Annotated in this window: 23 protein-coding genes and 1 pseudogene; 14 read left to right on the forward strand and 10 right to left on the reverse strand. The window is 67.0% G+C overall.

Features of this window, described 5'->3' with window-relative positions:
• Positions 1-53: 53 nt before the first annotated feature.
• Positions 54-895 (reverse strand): annotated as a pseudogene (locus OQ789_RS12490) (NAD(P)/FAD-dependent oxidoreductase); the annotation flags it as partial.
• 191 nt (positions 896-1086) lie between these two features.
• On the opposite strand from OQ789_RS12490, the gene OQ789_RS12495 reads away from it, so the two are divergent.
• The 3 genes from OQ789_RS12495 (at position 1087) to katG (ending at position 5161) form a co-directional block, all read left to right on the forward strand.
• Positions 1087-2373, forward strand: coding sequence for a L,D-transpeptidase (locus tag OQ789_RS12495; protein WP_324686134.1), 1287 nt, complete (start codon positions 1087-1089; stop codon positions 2371-2373).
• A gap of 90 nt (positions 2374-2463) precedes the next feature.
• A complete protein-coding gene (locus tag OQ789_RS12500) occupies positions 2464-2904 on the forward strand; it encodes a Fur family transcriptional regulator (protein WP_324686137.1) in 441 nt (146 codons plus the stop codon).
• Positions 2905-2953: 49 nt separating this feature from the next.
• On the forward strand, positions 2954-5161 hold the full coding sequence (katG, locus tag OQ789_RS12505) for a catalase/peroxidase HPI (RefSeq protein ID WP_324686138.1): 2208 nt from the start codon (positions 2954-2956) through the stop codon (positions 5159-5161).
• 163 nt (positions 5162-5324) lie between these two features.
• Here katG and OQ789_RS12510 read toward each other — a convergent pair whose 3' ends face one another.
• Complete coding sequence (locus tag OQ789_RS12510; protein WP_324686140.1) at positions 5325-6125, reverse strand: DUF1906 domain-containing protein; 801 nt, start codon at positions 6123-6125, stop codon at positions 5325-5327.
• Between the two features lie 375 nt (positions 6126-6500).
• On the opposite strand from OQ789_RS12510, the gene OQ789_RS12515 reads away from it, so the two are divergent.
• From OQ789_RS12515 to OQ789_RS12525, 3 genes are read left to right on the forward strand one after another with little or no spacing between them, the layout of a single operon-like run.
• The gene (locus tag OQ789_RS12515) at positions 6501-7751 is read left to right on the forward strand and encodes a glycosyltransferase family 4 protein (RefSeq protein ID WP_324686142.1); all 1251 of its coding nucleotides are present in this window, start codon (positions 6501-6503) and stop codon (positions 7749-7751) included.
• On the forward strand, positions 7745-8503 hold the full coding sequence (locus OQ789_RS12520) for a class I SAM-dependent methyltransferase (RefSeq protein ID WP_324686143.1): 759 nt from the start codon (positions 7745-7747) through the stop codon (positions 8501-8503). Before OQ789_RS12515 ends, OQ789_RS12520 begins: the two co-directional genes overlap by 7 nt.
• Positions 8490-9560, forward strand: a complete 1071-nt coding sequence (locus OQ789_RS12525; protein ID WP_324686144.1) for a prenyltransferase — start codon at positions 8490-8492, stop codon at positions 9558-9560. Before OQ789_RS12520 ends, OQ789_RS12525 begins: the two co-directional genes overlap by 14 nt.
• Before the next feature lie 12 nt (positions 9561-9572).
• On the opposite strand, the gene OQ789_RS12530 is transcribed toward OQ789_RS12525, so the two are convergent.
• A complete protein-coding gene (locus tag OQ789_RS12530; RefSeq protein WP_324686145.1) occupies positions 9573-10235 on the reverse strand; it encodes a class I SAM-dependent methyltransferase in 663 nt (220 codons plus the stop codon).
• 193 nt (positions 10236-10428) lie between these two features.
• On the opposite strand from OQ789_RS12530, the gene OQ789_RS12535 reads away from it, so the two are divergent.
• The 4 genes from OQ789_RS12535 (at position 10429) to OQ789_RS12550 (ending at position 14152) form a co-directional block, all read left to right on the forward strand.
• The gene (locus OQ789_RS12535) at positions 10429-11052 is read left to right on the forward strand and encodes a cutinase family protein (protein WP_324686362.1); all 624 of its coding nucleotides are present in this window, start codon (positions 10429-10431) and stop codon (positions 11050-11052) included.
• Positions 11053-11281: 229 nt separating this feature from the next.
• Entirely contained in the window at positions 11282-11923 is a 642-nt protein-coding gene (locus tag OQ789_RS12540; RefSeq protein ID WP_324686146.1) for a carboxymuconolactone decarboxylase family protein, read from the forward strand.
• A gap of 722 nt (positions 11924-12645) precedes the next feature.
• Positions 12646-12834 carry a hypothetical protein gene (locus tag OQ789_RS12545; RefSeq protein ID WP_324686147.1) on the forward strand — a complete coding sequence of 63 codons (189 nt, stop codon included), beginning with the start codon at positions 12646-12648 and terminating at the stop codon, positions 12832-12834.
• 481 nt (positions 12835-13315) lie between these two features.
• Positions 13316-14152: a glycoside hydrolase family 16 protein gene (locus tag OQ789_RS12550; protein ID WP_324686149.1), complete on the forward strand. Its 837-nt coding sequence runs from the start codon at positions 13316-13318 to the stop codon at positions 14150-14152.
• Between the two features lie 11 nt (positions 14153-14163).
• Here the strand turns inward: OQ789_RS12550 and OQ789_RS12555 are convergent, their stop codons facing one another.
• The 5 genes from OQ789_RS12555 to OQ789_RS12575 form a co-directional block, all read right to left on the reverse strand.
• Entirely contained in the window at positions 14164-15006 is an 843-nt protein-coding gene (locus OQ789_RS12555; protein WP_324686150.1) for an SAM-dependent methyltransferase, read from the reverse strand.
• Positions 15007-15035: 29 nt separating this feature from the next.
• Positions 15036-15710 carry a hypothetical protein gene (locus tag OQ789_RS12560; RefSeq protein ID WP_324686151.1) on the reverse strand — a complete coding sequence of 225 codons (675 nt, stop codon included), beginning with the start codon at positions 15708-15710 and terminating at the stop codon, positions 15036-15038.
• Between the two features lie 38 nt (positions 15711-15748).
• Complete coding sequence (locus tag OQ789_RS12565) at positions 15749-17203, reverse strand: aldehyde dehydrogenase family protein (protein WP_324686363.1); 1455 nt, start codon at positions 17201-17203, stop codon at positions 15749-15751.
• A gap of 187 nt (positions 17204-17390) precedes the next feature.
• Positions 17391-18293: an NAD(P)-dependent oxidoreductase gene (locus OQ789_RS12570; RefSeq protein WP_324686153.1), complete on the reverse strand. Its 903-nt coding sequence runs from the start codon at positions 18291-18293 to the stop codon at positions 17391-17393.
• A gap of 27 nt (positions 18294-18320) precedes the next feature.
• Positions 18321-19505, reverse strand: a complete 1185-nt coding sequence (locus tag OQ789_RS12575; protein WP_324686155.1) for an acyl-CoA dehydrogenase family protein — start codon at positions 19503-19505, stop codon at positions 18321-18323.
• A gap of 79 nt (positions 19506-19584) precedes the next feature.
• Here OQ789_RS12575 and OQ789_RS12580 point away from each other — a divergent pair, with 79 nt between their 5' ends.
• Complete coding sequence (locus tag OQ789_RS12580; protein ID WP_324686364.1) at positions 19585-19965, forward strand: NYN domain-containing protein; 381 nt, start codon at positions 19585-19587, stop codon at positions 19963-19965.
• Positions 19962-20957 (forward strand): nitronate monooxygenase, encoded by a 996-nt coding sequence (locus OQ789_RS12585; RefSeq protein WP_324686156.1) that lies wholly within the window; start codon positions 19962-19964, stop codon positions 20955-20957. Before OQ789_RS12580 ends, OQ789_RS12585 begins: the two co-directional genes overlap by 4 nt.
• Here OQ789_RS12585 and tpx read toward each other — a convergent pair.
• On the reverse strand, positions 20927-21421 hold the full coding sequence (gene tpx / locus OQ789_RS12590) for a thiol peroxidase (protein WP_324686157.1): 495 nt from the start codon (positions 21419-21421) through the stop codon (positions 20927-20929). The two genes, OQ789_RS12585 and tpx, sit on opposite strands and share 31 nt — an antisense overlap.
• Before the next feature lie 111 nt (positions 21422-21532).
• Between tpx and OQ789_RS12595 the strand changes: the two genes are divergently transcribed.
• Positions 21533-22483 (forward strand): GlxA family transcriptional regulator, encoded by a 951-nt coding sequence (locus OQ789_RS12595; protein WP_324686159.1) that lies wholly within the window; start codon positions 21533-21535, stop codon positions 22481-22483.
• 32 nt (positions 22484-22515) lie between these two features.
• Complete coding sequence (locus OQ789_RS12600) at positions 22516-23277, forward strand: DJ-1/PfpI family protein (protein ID WP_324686160.1); 762 nt, start codon at positions 22516-22518, stop codon at positions 23275-23277.
• Between the two features lie 53 nt (positions 23278-23330).
• Here the strand turns inward: OQ789_RS12600 and OQ789_RS12605 are convergent, their stop codons facing one another.
• Positions 23331-23807 carry a nuclear transport factor 2 family protein gene (locus OQ789_RS12605; RefSeq protein WP_324686161.1) on the reverse strand — a complete coding sequence of 159 codons (477 nt, stop codon included), beginning with the start codon at positions 23805-23807 and terminating at the stop codon, positions 23331-23333.
• Positions 23808-23858: the final 51 nt, after the last annotated feature.

The following is a 23858-nucleotide window of genomic DNA, read 5'->3' on the forward strand; positions in this document are numbered from 1 at the left end:
CTTCCAGCAGCGTGCCGTCGGGCGTGACAGGCCCGTCAGCTTGCAGACCCACTTCTGGTCGGGTCGGCGACCGGCGCGTAGTGCACCGAACGGGTCGGCGAGTCGGTGGAGATGATCATCGGCCGGGTGATGGTGCCCGGAACTTTGAAGGCCAGGCAATAGGACCGGCTCGGCTTCACCCGCGCGAAGTAGCCGCCGCGATCCAGGATCGGGATCCCGGTCGCAAGCACCAGTTGGCCGGCGTGAAGCTCGATGTCGGCCCGGCGGCGTCGGTGCCGTGTACGCGCACCTTCTCGCCGCGCCAGGAAACTCGCCGCACCCGGGTGTGCTCGACCAGCCGACCGCCGTGACCCAGCAGCTCGGCGACCAACGAGTCGAGGAATGACACCGGGTCGAACTGGGCCTGATCGGCCAGGCGCACACCGCCGTGATAGGCGAACGGCACGTCGGCGTCGTCATCCCACACCGCGGGCAGGCCGGCCGCTTTGCAGGCCGCGAGTTCGGCGCGCGCCGATGGCACGCCCAGCACGGACTGGGCGTAGGTGTAGGCGTCCTCGCGCTGCACCGCCACGCCGTGCTCCTCGCAATGGCGCAGCACCCACTCCTGGCCCTCGCGATTGCCGTCGACGTATGCGCGCGTTACATCCCTGCCGTGCCGCGGTAGCACCTTGGACAGCTGACTGCCCTGCAGCAGACTGATTTTGGCGGTGGTGTTCCCGGTGGCGCAGGCCCCCACGGTGCGCGCCTCGAGCACTAGCACATCTTTGCCGGCGCGGGCCAGCAAGACCGCCGCGATCAGGCCGGTGATGCCCGCGCCCACGACGATGACCTCGGCGGAATCGGGGCCTTGGTCAAGCCGGCTTGCGGCCCACGGCTGTTCGGGTTGTTCGGCCATCCATAACGAAGTCACGGCTGGATTGATACCCCGGCCCGGCCCCGGGAAACGGAACCCCCTCGCCGGGTCCGTCGGTTTAGAAACCGCACCTCGCGGGATACTTCACCTACGGCACTCAACCTCACGACACTCAACTCGCCGGGCGAAACATCGCAGCCTGCGACTAACAGAAAGCAGGATTCGGCTCCTTCATGACGTTCAAGTCGATCGATCAGTTCGTCAGCCGGATCCTCGGCACCAGCCGGCCTCGCCGGGTGTTGTGCGCCGCGCTCGTGATCATCGCCCTGGCGGGCGCGATACGCCTGGCGTCGGCCCCGCATTGCCCGAACGGCGACTGCGGCCAACGCGGCGATTCCGCGAAAGCTGCTGGGCCGGCACAGATAACGATCACCCCAGGTCCCGGCGCCCATGACGTCGACCCCGTCGGACCGGTCACGGTCAAGGCCGAGAACGGGACGCTGACGGGCGTCGACATGGTCAACGAGAGCGGCAAACGGGTCGAGGGCGTCATGACCCCGGACAACACGGTGTGGAAGCCCACCATCCCGCTGGGCTACGGGCGCACCTACACGCTGACGGTCACCAGCAGCGGCGTCAGTGGCGTTGCGGGCAAACAGGTTTCAATGTTCTCGACCCTGCAGCCGTCCAATCAGACCAAGGTGTCGTTCACCGCCACGTCGGAAGCCGCGTTGCACGACGGCGGCACCTACGGCGTCGGGACGGTGCTCGTGGCGCACTTCGACGAGAAGATCGCCGATCGCGCCACCGCCGAGCGGCACCTCGCGGTGACGACCACCCCGAAGGTCGACGGCTCCTGGTACTGGGTCGACGGCCAGAACGCGCATTGGCGCCCGGAGCACTACTACGCGCCCGGCACCAACGTCAGGGCCGAGGCGAAGGTCTACGGAATAGCTTTGGGCGAAGGCCTTTTCGGCCAAGATGACACCACTGTGTCCTTCCGCATCGGCGACGCGCACGTGTCGATCGCCGATGACGCCACCCACCAGGTCAGCGTGTTCAGCAACGGGAACCTGCAGCGCACCATGCCGACGTCCATGGGCATGGGCGGCACCGAAGACGTCGGCGGGAAAAGCATCTCGCTGTGGACTCCCCCCGGGGTCTACACAGTTCTCGACAAGGGCAACCCCGTCATCATGGACTCCTCGACCTTCGGCCTGCCCAAGAACTCCCGGCTCGGATACCGCGAGACGATCAACTGGGCCACCAAGATCAGCACGGACGGCATCTATCTGCACGAGCTCGACGCGACGGTATGGGCCCAGGGTCGCCGCGATACGTCGCACGGCTGCCTGAATCTCAACGCCGACAACGCGAAGTGGTTCTACGGGTTTTCGGTGCCCGGCGACGTCGTCGAGGTCCGCAACAGCGGCGGGCCTCCGCTGACGGTGGCGCAGAACGGCGACTGGACGCTCAGCTGGGACCAGTGGCGCAAGGGCAGCGCGCTGAAGCCGACCTGATCGTGATCCAACTCATTCGTCACCCATCGTTGTGTCTCACTTCACAGTAAAGTCTTGACTCGTTCCAGATAAGTGCGTCATATTGGTTGCGTGTCATCGACGGCCGATTACGCGAGCAGGTTGCGGATGGCCGATTTGCGGGTGACCCGGCCCAGGGTTGCGGTGCTGGAAGTGGTGGATGCCAATCCACACGCCGACACCGAGACGATCTTCTCGGCGGTCCGGGTCGGCCTGCCCGAGGTGTCCCGCCAAGCCGTTTACGACGTGCTCAACGCCCTGACCGCGGTAGGTTTGGTTCGGCGCATCCAGCCTCTGGGCATGGTCGCGCGCTATGAGTCGCGCGTCGGCGACAACCATCACCACGTCGTGTGCCGGTCCTGCGGGATCATCGCCGATGTCGACTGCGCCGTGGGAGACGCTCCCTGCCTCACGCCCTCGGACGACGACGACGTTCTCGATGGCTTCGTCCTCGATGAGGCCGAAGTCATCTATTGGGGCCTGTGCGCCGATTGTTCGGCGACAGGTTCTTAGATCACAGCCGTGATCGCAGCCCGATTCACCCACCCTCGAAAGGAATGCTGTGTCATCCGATACCACCCACAAGGGCAGCAATAGCGAAAACCCGGCGATCGATGCGCCGACGCCCAAAAGCGATGCGCCACTGACGAATCAGGACTGGTGGCCCAACCAGGTCGACGTGTCCCGGCTGCACCCGCACGTCGCCCAGTCCAACCCGCTCGGCGACGACTTCGACTACGCAACGGAGTTCGCCAAGCTGGACGTCGAGGCGCTGAAAGCGGACATGATCTCCGTGCTGACCACCTCGCAGGACTGGTGGCCGGCCGACTACGGCCACTACGGCGGCCTGTTCATCCGGATGAGCTGGCACGCCGCGGGCACCTACCGCATCTTCGACGGCCGCGGTGGTGGCGGGCAGGGCATGCAGCGCTTCGCCCCGCTCAACAGCTGGCCGGACAACGCAAGCCTGGACAAGGCGCGCAGGCTGCTGTGGCCGCTGAAGAAGAAGTACGGCAACACGATCTCTTGGGCGGACCTGCTGCTGTTCGCCGGCAATACAGCCCTGGAATCAATGGGATTCAAGACCTTCGGCTTCGCCTTCGGCCGTGAAGACGTCTGGGAGCCCGAGGAGATCCTGTTCGGTGAAGAGGGCGAATGGCTGGGCACCGACAAGCGCTACTCGGGTAAGCGCGATCTGGCGCAGCCCTACGGCGCCACCACCATGGGCCTGATCTACGTGAATCCCGAAGGACCCGAAGGCAAGCCGGACCCGGTCGCCGCGGCGATCGACATCAAAGAGACGTTCGGCCGGATGGCGATGAACGACGAGGAGACGGCCGCGCTGATCGTCGGCGGCCACAGCTTCGGCAAGACGCACGGCGCCGGCGACGCGGATCTTGTCGGTCCCGAGCCGGAGGCCGCCCCGATCGAGCAGCAGGGGCTGGGCTGGAAGAGCTCCTACGGCAGCGGCGCGGGCAAGGACGCCATCACCAGCGGCCTGGAGGTCGTCTGGACGCCGACGCCGACGAAGTGGGACAACTCCTTCCTGGAGACGCTGTACGGCTACGAGTGGGAGCTGACCAAGAGCCCCGCCGGCGCCTGGCAGTTCACCGCCAAGGACGGCGCAGGCGCGGGAACCATCCCCGATCCGTTCGGTGGGCCGGGGCGTGCCCCGACGATGCTGGTCACCGACATCTCGTTGCGGGAAAGCCCGATCTACCGCGACATCACTCGGCGCTGGCTCGACCACCCCGAGGAGCTGGCCGACGCCTTCGCCAAGGCGTGGTACAAGCTGCTGCACCGCGACATGGGCCCGGTTACCCGCTTCCTGGGGCCCTGGATTCCCGAGCCGCAGCTGTGGCAGGACCCGGTTCCGGTAGTTGACCACAAACTGGTCGACGATAAGGACGTCGCGGCTCTGAAGAGCAAGGTGCTGGCGTCGGGACTGTCGGTTCCCCAGTTGGTCAAGACCGCGTGGTCGGCCGCGATCAGCTACCGCAACACCGACAAGCGCGGTGGCCCCAACGGCGGGCGGCTTCGCCTCCAGCCGCAGCGGAACTGGGAGGTCAATGAACCCTCCGAACTGGACAAGGTGCTGCCCGTGCTGGAGAAGATCCAGCAGGACTTCAACGCCTCGGCCTCGGACGGCAAGAAGATCTCGATCGCCGACCTGATCGTGTTGGCCGGTTCCGCCGCGGTCGAGAAGGCGGCCAAGGACGCCGGCTACGAGATCTCGGTGCACTTCGCCCCCGGGCGTACCGATGCGTCGCAGGAGAACACCGATGTGGAGTCGAACGCGGTGCTCGAGCCGCGGGCCGATGGGTTCCGCAACTACGCGCGGCCGGGTGAGAAAGCCCCGCTGGAGCAGCTCCTGGTCGAGCGCGCGTACCTACTGGGTGTGACGGGACCGGAGCTCACCGTGCTCGTCGGCGGACTGCGTGCCCTGGGCGCCAACCACGGCGGCAGCAAGCACGGCGTGTTCACCGACCGGCCGGGCGCGTTGACGAACGATTTCTTCGTCAACCTGCTCGACATGGGGACCGAGTGGAAGGCGTCCGAGACCGCGGAGAACGTCTACGAAGGGCACGACCGGGCGTCCGGCGCGCACAAGTGGACCGCGACCGCCAACGACCTTGTCTTCGGCTCGAACTCGGTGCTGCGCGCATTGGTCGAGGTCTACGCCCAGGACGACGCGGGCGGCAAGTTCGTGGAGGACTTCGTCGCGGCGTGGGTCAAGGTCATGAACAACGACCGGTTCGACCTGAAGTAACACCCGAACACGATGCGGCGCCCGCGGGCCATCGGCTCGCGGGGCGCCGTTTTCGTTCGGTTGTCTTAGTGCCCGTGCTTTCGCGACACGTGCACCACGTACACGACACGCCGCTATCGGCCGCCCGGGTTTACGTCTCGCGAAGCGGTAAGGGATGTCCGGGTCAGCGATCCAGGTCCCACTGCCCGAAGTCGGCGGCCAAGACGTCGTCGACGTCGACGTTGATGCCGCCCAGCAGCGGGCCGGGATTTCCCGGGCTGTTGACGACCGTCTGGTAGAGCACCGCCGCGGGTTCGCGATCGCCGTGCGACCAGGACCGTGTTTGCCACGCCCACTGGTGTCCGGCGCTGGTCGACGGTCCGATGACGCCGTCCCGAATCGCCCACTCGCACGCCCGGGCATGGCCGTAGATGCCGGTACGGCCCACGCCCAAAACCGAGTTGATCCCTCGAAACCATTGCACCGCAAGGTTGTTCCACGTGTCCGCGTCGATGTCGTCGTCGACGCTGAAAAAGATGGGCGCCGAGTTCGGCCCCCCGGCCGCCGAGTGCAGCTGCATGGCGGTGTGAGCATCGGCCACGCCGCCGTCATACCCGCGCGTGAGGTCCGACGGGTCCGGCCAGCCCGGTTTTCCGTACTGGAAGTTGCTGACGATATGCAGGCCCGCCGCGCGCAGGGCGTCGGCGTAATCCCGAGTCAGCGGTTTGGCCTCGAAGTTGGCGCCCGGCCGCGACTGCGATACGTAATTCACCACGCCGTCGTAGCCGGCCGCCTTGATCTCGTCGGGGGCGATCCTGCGCTCGGCGAAATCGATCAGCCTCATGCCGGCGGCCGACGCCTTCGAAGCGTTGGGACCGGCGACCAGAGTTCCCATGCTCAGCAGGACCGGGGCCAGGGTGTATTTGAGGACGTCGCGCCTCGACGGCGGATTGCCGCGTCCACTCGGTCCGGCCGAATCCCGCACCGCGCGATGGTAACAAAGACCTCTCTTCTCGAAGTCGCTCGACGGTCAGGCGCTTCGACCGGACAGCTCTGGGTCAATGCCCGCCGGCCCCAGGCTCAGCGGCGGCCTGACATTCGCGGCATGTCTCCCGCGGCGCCGGAAGCGACCGGCCGGAAAGATAGTGGCCACCGCCCAGTGGCATGATCTTTGCGTGTCGGAAATCCGGGGGGCCGCGGGCGCGCGAGACGGCGGATTCGCGGCTCGTTGCGCTCGCTTAGGTGATCGAACTATAGTCTGGACACATGTCCAGTTTGCTGTCACGGAGTTCGGGAGCCCGTTGACCGCGATGGATTCGGCGCCATTCCGCGGACCTTTTCCAGCAAAGAAGAGTTGAGTATGCGAATTGCCCTGCTGTCCTACCGTAGTAAGACCCATTGCGGCGGACAGGGCGTCTACGTGCGCCATCTCAGCCACGGCCTGGTGGAACTCGGTCACGACGTCGAGCTGTTTTCCGGACAGCCGTATCCCCACCTGCTCGATCCGCGGGTCCGGCTCACCGAGGTGCCCAGCCTTGACCTTTATCGCGAACCCGACCCTTTCCGGGTGCCGCGGCCGAGCGAAATTCGTGACTCCATCGACCTCTTGGAATTGTTCACCACCTGGACCGCGGGCTTTCCCGAACCGCGGACGTTCACGATGCGGGCCGCGCGGCTACTCGCCCAGCGGACAGCCGATTTCGACGTTGTCCACGACAACCAGAGCCTGGGCACCGGACTGCTCAGCGTCGCCGAGGCGGGGCTACCAGTCGTCGCCACCGTGCACCATCCGATCACCCGCGACCGGGTGCTGGACCTGGCGGCCGCGCGATGGTGGCGAAAGCCGTTGGTGCGCCGCTGGTATGGGTTCTTGGACATGCAACAGGAGGTTGCCCGGCACATCCCCGACTTGTTGACGGTCTCGTCGTCGTCGGCCTCGGACATCATCGCCGATTTCGGCGTGGCACCGGAACAACTTCACGTCGTGCCGCTGGGCGTGAACACCGAGCTCTTCAAACCGGGATCCGGCCCGCGCGAGCCCGGCCGCATCATCGCGATCGCCAGTGCCGACACCCCGCTGAAAGGCGTCCGCACCCTGCTGCAAGCGGTCGCCCGGCTGCGCACCGTGCGCGACCTCGAGTTGCGGTTGGTCGCCAAGGTCGAGCCGAATGGGCCGACCCACAAACTCATCGCCGAACTGGGAATCTCCGACATCGTGCACATCACCAGTGGGCTGTCCGACGCCGAGTTGGCCGCCCTGTTCGCGTCCGCGGAGGTCGCCTGCATTCCCTCGCTCTACGAGGGCTTTTCGCTGCCCGCGGTGGAGGCCATGGCCAGCGGCACCCCGATCGTCGCCAGCCGGGTCGGCGCACTGCCGGAAGTCCTTGGGGCGGACGGTTCTTGCGCCGAACTGGTGCCGCCCGCCGACGTGGACGAGCTGACCCGCGCGCTCGGCGAACTCCTGGATTCCCCGGACAAGCGCCGCAGCCTGGGCAAGGCGGGCCGCAGCCGTGCCGTCAACGTCTTCAGCTGGGAAGCCGTGGCCGCCCAAACCGTGCGGGTCTACGAGCGAGCGATCGCGCGCAACGCCCAGAGCGGAACGCCATGCTGACGGTCGATTTCGACAGGCTCGGAATCGGGCCTTCCACCAGGGTCATCGACGTGGGCTGCGGGGCGGGCCGGCACGCGTTCGAAGCGTATCGGCGTGGCGCCGACGTCGTCGCCTTCGACCGGGACGAGGCCGAATTGCGGTCGGTGGACACGATCCTGCGCGCGATGGCCGAAACCGGCGAGGCGCCCGCCGGCGCGTCGGCGAGGGTGGTCGCCGGCGATGCGCTGAAGCTCCCCTACGCAGACCAGACGTTCGACTGCGTCATCGCGTCAGAAATTTTGGAGCACATTCCCCGCGACGACGCGGCCATCGCCGAGCTGATCCGGGTGCTCAAAGTCGGTGGCACGCTGGCGGTCAGCGTGCCCCGGTGGCTGCCCGAGCAAGTGTGCTGGTTGCTGTCCGAGGAGTACCACAGCAACGAGGGCGGCCACGTACGCATTTACCGGGCCAGTGAATTGCGCGGCAAGATCCTCGGCGGCGGAATGGAATTGACCCATTCCCATCACGCCCACGCGCTACACTCCCCCTTCTGGTGGCTCAAATGCGCTGTCGGCGTGCAGAACACGGGCCACCGCGCGGTGACCGCCTATCACAAGCTCCTGGTCTGGGACCTGATGCAACGGCCGAAGATCACCCGGTTGGCGGAGTCGTTGCTCAATCCGCTGGTGGGCAAAAGCGTAGCGATGTACTTTGTCAAACCGGGAGATGCGAAAAGCCAGGTAGCTGAAGGGTATTCAGTTGCATCGGTCTAATCCGCCCGCGGTCCCGGGGGTCGTTACTCCCGAGCAGTGCCGACAGACCGCGCGCTCCATCGCCGCCGCCCAGGAACCATCGGGCGCCATCCCCTGGTTCGCGGGTGGGCACACCGATCCCTGGGATCACATCGAGTGCGCGATGGCGCTGACCACCGCCGGACTGCTGGAGCCGGCGCGGGCCGCCTTCGAGTGGAGCCGCCGCACCCAGCGCGCCGACGGTTCCTGGCCCATCCAGTTCCGGGCGGGCGTCATCGAGGACGCCAACAGCGACAGCAACTTCTGCGCGTACATCGGCACCGGCGTATGGCACCACGTGCTGGTCACCGGCGATGAGTCGTTCGCCGGCGAGATGTGGCCGGTGGTGCGCAACGCGATCGACTTCGTCATCGACATGCAATTCGGCTACGGCGAGATCGGCTGGGCACGAAGCGAATCGGGCGTGCTATCGGAAGCGCTGCTGACCGGGTGCTCCAGCATCTTTCACAGCATCCGCTGCGCGCTTGCCCTGGCCGCCCTGGTCGAAGATCCGCAGCCGGAGTGGGAATTGGCGCTCGGGCGCCTGGGCCACGCAATCTCCGCGCACCCCGAGGCGTTCACCGAAAAGGACCGCTACTCGATGGACTGGTACTACCCCATCCTCGGTAGCGCCCTGCGGGGCCCGGCGGCCGCGGCGCGCATCAAGCAGCGCTGGGATGCTTTCGTGGTCGACGGCCTGGGCATCCGGTGTGTCGGCGACCGGCCGTGGGTGACCGGTGCCGAAACCTGTGAACTGGTGATGGCGTTGGACGCCATCGGACAACCCGCCGGCGCCCACCGGCAGTTCGCCGCGATGCAGCATCTGCGCGAGGCCGACGGATCCTATTGGACGGGACTGGTTTTCGCGGACGGCAAGCGCTGGCCCGAGGAGCGCACCACCTGGACCGGCGCGGCGATGATCCTGGCGGCGGACGCCTTGTCGAACACCACCGCCGGTGCGGGAATCTTCCGCGGCGACGAGCTGCCGGTGGGCTTGCAGACCGACTTCGACTGCGAATGCGTCGCCACGGGACGCTGACCCGCTGTTGCGCTAAACCCGTTCCCCGGGCCGGCCGCCGACGCGTTCGAGCAGCCGCAGCGATCCGGTCGCCGATATTTCCCTGAATTGTCCGGAATCGATGGCGCGACAATAGATGTAATACGGGGGCCGGCCGCCGTCCTTAGGGTCCGGAAACACGTCGTGGATGACCAGCGCCCCGCCCGTGTCAACCCATCTGGCCCAGCCATCGAAGTCCTGGTTCGCGGCTTCTTCGCTGTGGCCGCCGTCAATGAACAGGAACTGCAGCGGTGCGCGCCAGGCCCTCGCCACCAGCGGTGACTTGCCGACGATCGCGACGACGTGGTCGTCCAGCCGGGCGGAGTCGAGCGCGCGCCGGAACGTCGGCAGTGTGTCGAACAAACCGGTGACCCGATCCACCATCGACGCGTCGTGGTATTCCCACCCGGCCTGGTGTTCTTCGGAACCGTGATGGTGGTCGATCGTGTAGAGCACGCCGCCGGCTTGTTGCGCCGCTGCGCCCAGCAACAGGGTGGACTTGCCGCAGTACGTGCCGATCTCGACGCCGAGACCGCTGCCGAGATAGCGCAGCGCCGCGTCGTACAGCGCGCGCCCCTCGTCGCCCGGCATGAAGCCCGGTACCTGTTCGGCCAGCGCGAACAAGCGCTCGGGCGCATCCACGTCGACGTCACTCATCAGCCGAACCTATCGTCTCGCTCTCGACCCCCGACACCGTGGTCGTTGTTCGCCCTGGGAGATCACCAGGCATCGGAGCACCCGCCGCCCGGCGGGCGGAGCGGGTTCGCTTTAACATCGTCGTGTGCGTGCCTTCGTTATTCGTGAATGGATCGGTGTCGGCTTTGCCGCGGTGGTGGCCGCGGCCGCGCTGATGGTGCCCGCCGCGGTGCTGCCGCCCGGGACGCCAGGGGCGGCACCGCCCGCCGCGGCCGCGAACTGCCCGCCGGTGCAGATCGTTTTCGCCCGCGGCCGAAACGAATCACCCGGGCCGGGAGTGTTGGGTAACGCGTTCATCAGCGATGTGCGCGCAAAGGTGAACAGGAACGTCGGCGTGTACGCGGTGCGCTACCCGGCCGATACCGAGGTCGCCCAGGGTGCCAACGACATGAGCCACCACGTTCAGGACATGATCAACAACTGCCCTGACACCCGACTGGTGCTGGGCGGCTACTCCCTGGGTGCTGCGGTCACCGACGTCGTGCTGGCTGCGCCGATCGGCGCGTTCGGGTTCGACAGCCCGCTGCCGGCGGGCGCCGACCAGCACATCGCCGCGGTCGCGTTGTTCGGCAACGGAAGCCAGTGGGCGGGCCCGATCACCAACTTCAGCCCGGTGTACAACGACCGGACCATCGAGTTGTGCCACGGCGCCGATCCCATCTGCAACCCGGCCGACCCGAACACCTGGAAGGAAAACTGGCCTCAACATCTCGCGAGCGCCTACATCGACGCGGGCATGGCCAACCAGGCCGCGGACTTCGTCGCCGGCAAGCTCTGACCGGCGGGGCCGACGGCGTGTTGGCCACTCCGTCGGCCGCGCCCTTGACTCGTTCGGCATCCAGGCCGGCGTCTTCCCCCGTTGGGATGACGACCCGCGCCCGGCCGTCGTGCAAAACGGGACGGCAGAGACGCCGACAGGCCACGCCTGAGGCCGGCAACCATTCCCGGGCTCTGCATGGGATCTGCCAGTATTGCCCGATCCATGCCGCCAGCCGAGAGGACTCTCAATGCCGCGTCTGAAGCCGATCCCGCTAGGTGAAGTCAGCGACGAGTTCACGCTGAAGATGTACGACTTGATGTTCGGCGGTCGCGACCCGGTGGCCGAGCCGGGCGCTGTCGGAGGTACTCCCGGCAACTGGTGGACGGTGATGGCGCAGTCCCCCGCCGCCCTGCGCCACGCAGTGCGTGGCTTTCGCCTCTACCGCGAAGAGGTGTCCATCCGGGCCGATCACCGCGAGTTGGGCCAAATCCGTGCGGGCTGGGTAGTCGGCAGCCAGTTCGTCTTCTCGCAGCACTGCAAGGCGTCCCGGTCGGCGGGCTTGTCCGAGGAGAAGATCGCGGCCATACCGTCGTGGGAGACCGCCGATTGTTTCGACCACACCGAGCGGCTGTTACTGGCCTACGCGGATTGCCTTGCGGGTCAACATGGTCGGGTACCCGAGCAGTTGTTCGTTCAGTTGCGGGAGGTCTTCACCGACACCGAGATCCTCGAGTTCACCTACACCACCACCATGTACGTGATGCACGCGATCATGTCCCGTGCATTGCGGCTGGAGTTCGATGACGTCGACGACCCGGTGATAGAGGTTCGCGACCCAGCCGGCGGTGATGTGCTCGATATCGGCGCCGCGACATCTGGGCGCGAGTGACATGAGCGCCCGCTAGTTGCTCGTGCCGGTTAGGCCAATTGTTGGCGAAATTCAGGCCGGGGTGTTTCCGCTCGAGTACAGCTTGAAGTCGCGGACCATCGGAACGGCGTGGTTGCCAGCGGCTGCGGCACGCCGCCGGGCACGAAAGGAAGGGTGGCGGCGCATTGCTTCGTTGCATTCGCGTTGCCGACGCTGGGCGGCGACCCATGCCGGGTGGGACTGAAGAAAAACAACCGTGCCTTCAGATGTATTCGCCACGATCGTCCACTCCTCTCAGTACCACCCGCAAAAACACAACAGTGTGGTTATCAGATCGTGATTCCAGAATGCCCGTCGAATCCTGAGACCAAACCACCCGCCAAGATAAGAATTGGCCGTGAATTATCTCCCGGGATTTCGCAGGGCTCAGCTGTCTTAACGGCTCTGCAAACATGCTGGTCAAGCGCTTGATAGCGCCAAGCAGTCTTGAGACGCGTCAACTGCCCTGCAATTCCACTACGGTCCCAGCCGAACGCAACTCGCTTACCGAGATTCACGCCGCGGACGCTACGCCCCACCACCGACAACTCGGGCAGCACGACCCTCCTCGGCCCGGCCGTCGAGACGCTACTTGCCCTCCACCTGCGAGTCCGAGTTGGTCACCCAAGTTGTTGAGCAGGTCGCGAGCAGCTTGCTCGGATCCCCGCCAGGTTCTCGGTTCGTCCATCGCGAGCCAGGGTTAAGTGCGGTCGCGGCTGGCCCTCAGCACCAACGCCCGCGACAAACTCGTCGACATCCTCGCTGCCGTCCTGATCATGATTATCGTGGTCTGCGTCATCGTGATCCACACAACATGGCGCTGCGGAGTGCGAAGCGGTGACCTAACGGACTACCGCTCGATTACGGCTGCCGGGCTGAACGGCGCAGGCTGAGGCGGACTACGGCGGCGGTCCGCCCTTTATCCAGGCTCCGTCTTAGTACCGGCTGACCGGGGCGGGCGCTGTGATCGTTATGCAGCCCGACGACCCGAGCATCACGCCGACCGCTATCACGGCAAGTGCGGCAGCTTTCAGCGTCTTTTTAATGGCCTTGTTCATTCGGTCAACACCCTTCTGGCTGGCGGAGATTAGGTGCAGATAACTATTGGCCCGATGGGCTGATGCTACCGCGCTATTTAACACGTGCGCAGGAATACTGCGAAACAGCCTCCGAGGCATGGCCCACTGTGCATCCGCTGGTCAAGGCCGTTAGCTGGCACGTGTATCGGAATTGGCCGTGAATTCGCCAACACAATCCATTACCCTGTCGTGCTGTCATCCCCGCTGGTCCGACCGCGATTCGAACCAAAGCTGCGGGCACCGACAGAATTCCCGTCCGACCGCATGCGCGATTGGCTGCTAGGGTCCCATGCTTATGCCGGAGATCGATCGCCGCCGCGTGCTTCTGACAGCCGGGATCGGTGTGCTGGCAGCAACGCTGCCGGCCCCGAAGGCCCGGGCCTACCCTCGACCGGACGAACGGATACCGCCGCCTGCCGCGCCGAGCGGCCAGTCCGGGAACTACATCTTCTCGGACGATTTCGACGGCCCGGCGGGCTCGGCTCCTGATGCGTCGAAGTGGGCGGTGGCCAAAGCGCGGGAGACCATCAAGGACCCGACCTACTGGGAACGTCCCGAGAACATCGGGCAGTACCGCGACGATCGCCGCAACGTCTTCGTCGATGGCAAGTCCAACCTGGTGCTGCGCGCCGCCAAGGACGGCCCCACCTACTACAGCGGCAAGGTGCAGAGCCTGTGGCGCGGCGGCGTCGGCCACACCTGGGAGGCGCGGATCAAGCTGGACTGCCTGACCCCAGGCGCCTGGCCCGCCTACTGGATGGGCAATGACGATCAGGGCGAGATCGACGTCATGGAGTGGTACGGCAACGGCAACTGGCCCTCGGCCACTACCGTGCACGCCAAAGCCAACGGCGGCGAATGGAAGACCCACAACATCGCCGTGGACAGCGCCTGGCACACCTGGCGCTGCCAGTGGGACGAGGCGGGCATCCGGTTCTGGAAAGACTATTCCGACGGGGCGCAACCGTACTTCGACGTACCGGCGAGCTCGCTGCCGGATTGGCCGTTCAACGGCCCGGGCTACACCGTGTATCCGGTGTTCAACCTGGCGGTGGCCGGCTCCGGCGGCGGCGACCCCGGCGCGGGCAGCTACCCGGCCGACATGCTCGTCGACTGGATCCGCGTCTGGTAGCCACCCGGCGTTCAGTGGGTGAGCAGGGCCACCGCGCTCGTGGGTTGGCGTCCCGGGTGGCGCAAATCCGGTTTCCGCCAGGCGAGTGGGCGCATCCATACCGGTAGGCGGTGCAGCCGGTGGGCCGCCACCAGCACCGATTCCGCCTCGACGGCCCGCCAGCCAAGGTCCTCGAAAAATGCCAGCCCGTTTTCGGGTGCGAATCTGAATGGGGCGTTCGCCGCAATGCCGGCGACGTTCTTGTTGATTCGCTTCTGCAGGCCGGGAAAGGCGAAATCGAGCATCCACCAGGCGACCTCGGGTCGCGTGATCGCGTTAGACAGCGCCGCGATGTCAGAGGCCGTCAGGTACATGGACAGCCCCTCGGTCAGCACGAAGGCCTTCGTCGCGCCGTCCAGCGCCTCGTCGAAGAAGGCGTCTCGGGCGGGCGGGTCCGCGAGGTCGACGGCTATGCGGGTCAGCCGGCAGTGCGGAGTCTGATCGGCGAGCGCTTCGGTCTTTTCCGCGAGCAGCTTGGGTAGGTCGGCCTCGACCCAGGTGAGATCGGACGGCAGGCCCAAGCGATAGGGCCGGGTATCGAGACCGGCGGCCAGATTCAGAACGCGGTCACAGCCGTGCGCGAGTGCGTCAGCGATGGCGTCGTCGATGAGCTTGGTCCGGGCGACCAGCCAAAAACCACTGCGATCCGTCCACGGGGCGTTGTCGACGATCGCGCGGCCCTGTTCACCGGCGAGGCGTTCGGCGAGCGGGTCGCTGAATAGTGCATCGGGACGGGCCGATTCGGTCGCTCGGTGCAACGCTGTCCACCGGGCAGTATCGGAAACATGGGTAATCGTGTGCCCAAGATCTGACATACGTGCGTTATAGCAGTACCGCTGCCGTCCTACTGACCGGCCCTGCCTCCGGCGAGCCAGGCAGAGGTCACCACGCGAGTCGCAGGCGGCGGAAGGACGGCGTCCGGCGCGCCGAGGCGACCGACTTTGACGGTCCATACCGGCGAGGAGCGGTCGATGCAGGATCCGGCGCCCTGGCTGGGCTGCCACAGCACGGCAAGATCGCTGCCGGCGCCGCCGCATCCGTACACGCCGACATACCCGTCGGCGCGCCCGCCCCACGCGCCGCCGTTGCGCAGCAGGCAGCGGGTGCCGTCGTCGAGGGTCAGCGCGAACGGGTCCGGGTTGGCACTCGGATGAACGGTCGGAAGCGGGCCGTCGAACATCACCCGGTGCATCTGCCGGTCCCACGGATTGTCCACGCACAGAAGGGATGATCCCGGTGTCGACGGCCAGCAGGTTCCGGCCCCGGCCGCGCTGGGTGAACAGTAGTAGACGTTGTCGGCCAGCGCCGACGGCGACACCTGCGAGCAGTCGCCGGCCTGCCCGACGTTGCCCGGTCCGGGCGCCACGGTGTAGCCGTTGATCGCTTCGCCGCCGGGCCCGACGGCAATCACGGTGACCACCTGGGTGGGCGGCGGATCGGCGACCGCCGATGAAACGACAGCGACGGACGCGGCGAGCGCGACCGCACACGCCGGGGCTATTCGGCGCACCACGTTCATCGAGTTGACCCTTCTGCCCGGCCCCCTTGTTGAAGGGGCTAGAGCTGCGCCCAGACCGACTTCGTCTTCAGGTAGATCTCGAGGCCCTCTTTACCGAACTCGTGGCCCCAGCCGGACTGCTTGTACCCGCCGAACGGCACGTCGTGGTCGAACACCAACTGGCAGTTGACCTGAACGCTGCCGGCTTGCAGTCGCTTCATGATCCGGTGGGCCCGGCCGAGGTTCTCCGTCCAGGCGGTGGCCGCCAGACCGTAGGTGGTGTCGTTGGCCAGGGCCACGGCCTCGTCTTCGTCGTCGAACGGCAGGATGCTGACCACCGGCCCGAAGATCTCCTCCCGGTACAGCCGCATCTTGGGATCGACGCTGGTGAGCACCGTCGGGTGGACGAAGTAGCCCTTGCGGTCCAGCCGGTGGCCGCCGGTGACCACGTCGACGCCGTCCTTCTTGCCCTCGTCGATGTAGCCCATGACGCGGGTCAGCTGCTTCTCGCTGATCAGCGGTCCGCTGACGCAGCCCTCCTCGCTCGGCGCGCCTAGCTTGAACGAATTCGCCATCATGGCAATGCCTTCCACGACGCGGTCGAACACGCCGCGCTGGACGAAGATTCGCGATCCGCAGACGCAGCCCTGGCCGGAGTGCACGAAGATGCCCAGCGAGGCCATCATGATGGCCTTGTCGAGGTCGGCGTCGTCGAAGATCAGCACCGGCGACTTGCCGCCGAGTTCGAGCGTGACCTTCTTCAGGTTGTCGGCCGCGGCCCGCACGATCGCCTTGCCGACCTCGGTCGAGCCGGTGAAGGCCACCTTCTGGACATCGGGATGGGCGGTGATCGCGGCGCCCGCGGTGTGGCCGTAGCCGGTCAGCAGGTTGACGACGCCCTCGGGGACACCGGCCTCGTGGATGAGCCGGTCCAGCAGCACCGCCGACAGCGGGGTCTCCTCGGCAGGTTTGACCAGCAGGCTGCCGCCGGCAGCCAGGGCGGGCGCCAGCTTGGCGCTGGCGTTGAAGATCGGGCCGTTCCACGGGAAGATCAGGCCCACCACGCTGTAGGGCTCTTTGAGCGTGTAGGCGTGCATGTTGACGTAGGTGTCGGTCGCGATGCCGTCGGTCTTCACGTCGTACGCGACGCCGTTGATCTTCGAACACCAGCCGGCGTAATAGCGGAAGAACTCCGAGCAAGTCGACATCTGCAGCTGCGCCTGCATCAACGGCATGCCGGTGTTGAGCGAGTCGAGTTGCGCGAACTCCTCGGCGTGTTCGTCGATCAGCTCCCCGATGCGCCACAAGATCTTGGCCCGCTCGCGACCCGGAAGATCGGACCAGACGCCTGATTCGAATGTCGCCTTCGCCCGCGCGGCGGCCTCGTTGACCGCCTCTTCCCCGCAGTCGGTGAATTCGGTGATCTGTTCTTCGGTCGCGGGATTGATGATCGGAATGACCTCACCCGAGCCGGGACGCTTGGTGAGGTCGTCCAGTACCGCCTGCAGAGCCATCCGATCCCTTTCCTCGTGCCAGTCGTGGTCCAAGTCGTGGCGCCGGGCGCCGATACGCTCAGTGCTGAGCACTTGCTTAGCATTGTGCACACGGCTGGTCAAGCACCCGCAGGGTGGGGTGGCTTCGGCGCTGTTGCCGGCCGGCGGCGGGGCTACTCGCGGAATCGCTGACGCGTGCCCCGACGTATTAGACGTGGACCAGTTCCGGGTGGAATTTGGCTGCCATGCGGCGAATTCCGTCGTGCCAGTCGATCGTGGTGCCGCCGATGAGCTCGTGCATCCGGTCGACTGTGGTGGGGTTGCCGCGCAGCGCTTGTTCGCTGGGCTCGAAGTCAGGCTTTTTGCCCACGAGTGAGCCGAGGTAGTCGCACCACTCCTGCAGGCTGACCGTCTGGTCGCCACACCAGTTGACCGTGGTCGCCGGGACGGACGCCGCCTCGAGCAGCTTGGGAATGCTGGCGATGATGTCGTCTTCGTGGATCGGGTTGTAGCGCGCGGGTGCACCGGGTGGGACGGGAATCGGGATGCCCCCCAGGATCATCTCCATGTGGTAAAACGGCCAGCCGCCGTTGTCGCCGTAGGGGACGTTGAGCCGCGCGATCGTGGTGGGCACGCCGACCGCCCGCGCCACCGAACGGGCGACCACTTCCCCGGCGATCTTGGAGATGGAGTAGGTGGGAAACAGCGGCTTGTGGTTGTCGCCCAGCGCGGACTCCTCGCTGCGGGGGTCATCCCCCGGCGGGTCATACACGGCGGCCGAGGAGCAGTGCAAGAAGGCCTTCGCGCTACGGCAGTGGGCCATCAGCAGGCCGACCGACTCCGCGTTGGCCGCCAGGTCCTTGTCCCAGCGTCCGCTCTTGGCCACCGCCAAATTCAGCACGTAGTCGAAATCCGTTGGCAGCGCACTGAAGTCGCCGGCCGCCAGATTGACCTTCTCGCAACGAATCCCAGCCTTCTCGAGGCCTTTTCGCGCGGCGGGATCGGTGAAACGAGCAATCCCCCACACCTCGTTGTCGGCGGCCAGCGCCCGGGAGATAGGGGTGGCGATTTGCCCGGTCGGGCCGGTGATCAGGATTTTCGCGGCGCGCATGCGCGCAATGCTATCGAGAACCCGGCGCTACAACCCGGGCTGGTCGTCGATGATGCCCAGCCAGATCTGCGCGACGTCGATCGCGACCTTCTCGCTGATGAAGGCGTGCTGGGTGCCGGTGTAGATGTCACGGAAGGCGCGCTCGAGCCGGCTGCCTTCGCGGATCGAACTGGTCCCGGCCACCAGATGGGCCCACTCGGCGCAGCTGCGGGCCGTGTCGGTGGCGTAGACGGCGGCCACCCGCATGTCGGCGCGAAGCGCCGGCGTCAGGTCCTCCCCCGACGCCACCGCCGCCTCTGCGGTGGTGAACGCGTCGAGGACCAACAGACGGGCCGCGCGCCACGCCGCGCGGTGATGCGCCAGGCCCTTCTGGAAGGTGGGGCGGCTGGCCAGCGAGGCCATGTCACTCATCCGGAACTTCGTCGCGGCCAGCTCCTGGACGTCGTCCAGCATGCTCTTGGCCACGCCCAGCGCCCACGACGCGTGCCCGGCGGCGGTCACGGGCATCAGCCCCATCCGGGTGGCCGGCGACGTCCCCCGGTAGGGCCGGCGCACGAACAATTCGAACGTGCGGGTCTCGGGGACGAAGATCTCCTGAGCGCTGTAGTCATAGGACCCGGTCCCCTTCAGCCCTTGCACGAACCAGCCGTCGTCGAAGCTGATCTGCTCCCGCGGAATCACGGCGACCCGCATCTCGGGGAAACCCTCACTGATCCAACGCATCTCGCCGTCGTCCATCGGCAGGAAGCCGGCCGCAACGTATTCCGCGTGACCGATGCCCGAACCGAAGTTCCACGCGCCGGTGACCAGGTAGCCGCCGTCGACGGCGGCGCCTTGCCCGTTGGGGAAGAACTGCCCGCCCATGGTGACCCGGTTGTCGTGTGCGGTGAACACTTCGGCGAAGCCGTCGTCGGGCAGGTAGGCCGCGGCGGCGAAGGACGACGGCAGATTGGCAATCCCCACCCAGCCGAATGACCCGTCTTGCCAAGCCATTTCGATCCAGGTCTCGATCATCTCGGTGAACGACGGCTCGACGCCGCCGGCCGCGACCGGGTTGAACGCCGACATCAGCCCGCCGGTCCACATCGCGTCGACGATCGCCGGGGTGAGTGTGCGCATGCGCTCGGATTCGGCGGCTTGGGTGCGCACCAGGTCCCGCATGCCGCGGGCCAGCGCGACCACCCGGTCTGTGGTGTCGGCGATCGAGGTCATGGGGGTGACCGTATCAACTGGTGCTCGCTCGCGGCCTGAGAATCACCGGCCGCGCCACCACGTCGTTTACGGTGTGGGTGTGCGGTGGATTGTCGACGGCATGAACGTGATCGGAAGCCGTCCCGATGGCTGGTGGAAAGACCGCAACGGTGCCATGGTCACTTTGGTGGAAAGGCTGGATCGATGGGCGTCGGGCCAGAAAGAGACCGTGACAGTGGTTTTTGAGCGGCCGCCGTCGACGGCCATCGCAGCCTCGGTGGTCGAGGTCGCGCACGCGCCCAAGGCGGCCGCGAATTCGGCCGACGACGAGATCGTTCGGCTTGTCGCGGCCGATGCCGCGCCGCACGACATTCGCGTCGTGACATCCGACAGAGCCTTGACCGAGCGGGTGCGCAGTCTCGGCGCATCCGTGCAGCGGTCCGAGAGCTTCCGCGACCTTGTCGATCCGCGGGACCGATGAGCGCCGGCCCGGGCGCCGCGCCCAACCGGGTTTGCGCGCTGGCACACATCGACATCCCGATCATCCAGGCGCCCATGACCTATATCGCCGGCGCCCAACTGGCCGCCGCGGTGTCCAATGCCGGCGCGCTGGGAATCATCGAGACCACCTCGGAGCAGGGCCGGGCCGATCTGCGGCGGGTGCGCGAGCTGACCCGCGGCGCCGTCGGCGCCAACATCGCGTTGCTGTTCAACCGCGACCCGGCGATGCTGGATTTGCTTGTCGCCAATGACATTCGGTTCGTGACCACTTCGGCCGGGAGCCCGTCGGTGTTCACCGAGCGTCTGCACGACGCCGGCATCACGGTGTTCCACGTGGTGGGCACCCTGGCCGCGGCCAGGAAGGCCGTCGACGCCGGCGTGGACGGGCTGGTGGTCGAGGGTGTCGAGGGAGGCGGCTTCAAGAACCGGTTCGGGGCGTCGACCATGGTGCTGCTGCCGCTGGTGGCGGCCCACGTCGACATCCCGATCGTGGCCGCAGGCGGGATCTGCGACGCGCGGTCCATGGCGGCGGCGTTTGTTCTGGGCGCCGAGGCCGTGCAGATGGGCACCCGGCTGCTGGCGTCGGCGGACTCGCCGGTGCACGGCAACCTCAAGCAGGCGGTTGTCGACGCCGACGAGACCGGAACGGTGATGCTGCCGCTCGACGGGACGCGAATGATGCGCGTCATCCGTACACCCGCCGCCGAGCGGCTCGACACCTCGACGTCCGCCGACCAGGGCGCCGCGGCACTACAACGCGTGCAAAGACTCTACTTCGACGGCGACCTGGACGCCAGCGTCGCCAACACCGGTCAGGTGGCCGGGCGCATCGAGGACCTGCCCCCGGCCGCCGACATCATCACAAAGATGTGGCGCGGCTGCCGCGAGGTGCTGGCAACCACGTCGGAGCGCGTCCGCCCGGCCGATCCGGCGGGCAGCGATCAGCCCGCCGCCCCCAGCGCCGCGTCGTAGTTGGGCTCCTGCGCGATCTCGGGCACCAGTTCGGTGTAGGCGACATTGCCGTCGGCGTCGACCACCACGATGGCCCGCGCAAGCAACCCGGCCATCGGGCCGTCGGCGATGGTGACGCCGTAGTCCTCACCGAAGCTGTCGCGGAACGCCGAACCGCTCTTGACGTTCTCGATGCCCTCGGCGCCGCAGAAGCGCGCCTGCGCGAACGGCAGATCCTTCGAGACGTTGACCACGGTCGCCCCGGCGCCCGCGGCGCGCTCGTTGAAGGTCCGCACGCTGGTCGCGCACACCGGGGTGTCGATGGAGGGAAAGATGTTGAGCACCAAGGGCTTACCACTGAATTGCTCGCTGCTGACCGGCGCCAGGTCTCCGCCGACCAGGCTGAAGGCCGGGGCTTTGGATCCGACGGCAGGCAGCTCGCCGACAGTGTTGATCGGGTTTCCACGCAACGTTATCTGTGCCATGGGCACACAGTCTGCCAAGGCCGCCGCGGCCGCGATGGGGCAGGTCCCATGTCTTAATTAGTGGGGTACCTGGCGTAGACGACGCGCCCTCGCCTGGCGAACACTGGGTTCATGACTCGCAAGGTGGTGATCGTCGGGTTCCCCGCGGTCCAGGCGCTCGACGTGGTGGGGCCCCACGACGTCTTCACCACCGCGTCCCTGCTGACCGGCGGCGGCTATGACGTCGTGGTGTGCTCGGTCGGCGGCCGGCCGGTCAGCACTCCCACCGGGTTGGCGTTCGTGGCCGAACCGCTCCCGGAACCGGGCGACCCCATCGACACGCTCGTGCTGCCGGGCGGCGGTGGCGTCGGCGCGGCGCGCCGCGATCCCGCGCTGACGGAATGGATCAAGGCGGCCTCCGGAAACGCGCGACGCATCGTCAGCGTCTGCACGGGTGCGTTCCTCGCGGCCCAGTCCGGCATGCTCGACGGCTGCCGGGTGACCACGCACTGGGCCTTCGCCGAGCGGTTGGCCGACGAATTCCCCAGCGTCGACGTCGATCCGGACCCGATCTTCGTCCGTAGCTCCGACACGGTGTGGACGGCCGCCGGCGTCACCGCGGGCATCGATCTCGCGCTCTCGCTCGTCGAGGACGACCACGGCACCGAGCTCGCGCAGGCGGTCGCGCGCTGGCTCGTGCTGTATCTGCGCCGGCCGGGCGGCCAGACACAGTTCGCGGCGCCGGTGTGGATGCCGCGGGCCAGGAGGGACTCGATCCGCGAGGTACAGGAGGCGATCGAGGCCGATCCGGGCGGCCCGCACAGCATCGACGGCCTGGCTCGCCGGGCGGCGATGAGCCCACGCCACTTCACCCGGGTGTTCACCGCCGAAATCGGCGAGGCGCCCGGCCAGTACGTCGAACGCATCCGCACCGAAGCCGCGCGCCGGCAGTTGCAGGAGACCGACGACACCGTCGTCGCGATCGCCGCCCGGTGCGGCTTCGGCACCGCGGAAACCATGCGACGCAATTTCCTTCGCCGCGTGGGTATTTCGCCCGACCAATACCGCAAAGCTTTCGCCTGACACCGATTCGCCTGACCCGAGAGGACGACACCATGACCCAAATCGCCATCGTGGCCTATCCCGGATTCACCGCGCTGGACATGATCGGCCCATACGAGGTGCTGCGCAACTTACCCGGCGCCGAGGTGCGCTTCGTGTGGCACGCCGCCGGGCCGATCATCGCCGACTCCGGGGTGCTGGTCATCGGCGCCACCCACTCGTTGGCCGAAACCCCTTGCCCGGACGTGATTCTGGTGCCCGGGGGTCCGGCGACGCCGGTGCACGCACGGGACGATGCGCTGCTCGACTGGTTGCGCCGGGCCCACCAGAGCGCGAGCTGGACGACGTCGGTGTGCTCGGGGTCGGTGATCCTGGCGGCCGCCGGCCTGCTCGAGGGCCGGCGCGCAACGTCGCATTGGCTGACCGTTCCCGCGCTGAAGGCGTTCGGCGCGGTCCCCGTGTCCGACGAGCGCATCGTGCATCAGGACGACATTGTCACCAGTGCGGGCGTGTCCGCCGGGCTGGACCTGGCGCTGTGGCTGGCCGCGCAGATCGCGGGCGAATCCCGGGCCAGGGCCATTCAGCTCGCGCTCGAGTACGACCCCCAGCCGCCGTTCGACTCGGGTCACATCTCGAAGGCGTCGGCGACCACGAAGGCCGCCGCGACGGCGCTGCTCTCCCGCGACAGCGTCAAGCCCCCCAACATCAAGGCCGCGACCCTGCTCGCCTGGGAGCAGGCGCTGAGCAAGGTCCGATCGCGCCGACGCGGGCGGGCGCAGGCCAGTGATTCGAGCCGCGGCACCGCTACCGTCTGAGCGCTTCCGGCGCGGCGGGTCGGGAAACGCCGTCGCCCCCAACGTGAAAGGCGTCAGGCGCCAGGTTGCAGGATCTCCGTCGTAGCTAGCCGGCCTCCGGCCTCCAGCCAGGCCGCGACCACACCGGGGGCGTCTCGGTCGGGGTTGTAGATGTCTTCCTCGCTGGAGAACAGCCCGTCGCCCGCATAGACCAGCCGGGTCCAGTTCGGGAACCAGAACGGTTCACCGTTCGGGTCGGATGGGTGGTCGAGCAGGTTCTTGATCATGACGACGACGGCGTCGTTGTCCTCGTCGTGGGCAACCCAGTCATTGGGAAAACGCATGTGCGGGAACGGCGCCATCACCGCGACGATCCAGTCGCGCACCGCTTCGCGTCCGTGAAAGACACCGTAGTGATGCTCGGTGTAGACGACGTCCTCGGTGAACAGGTCCGCAAACGGCCGCCAGTCGCCCGAAGCGCTGCACCCTTCGACGACTTTGGTGTAGTTGTCGATGGCGCTGTCGATTTCTGCCCTGGTGAATTTGCCCATAGCGGACACACTAGAACGTGTTTCGGTTTCGGGTCGCTCGTATGAAGGGGA

The sequence above is a fragment of the Mycobacterium sp. 94-17 genome, assembly GCF_035617725.1.
Lineage (GTDB): Bacteria > Actinomycetota > Actinomycetes > Mycobacteriales > Mycobacteriaceae > Mycobacterium.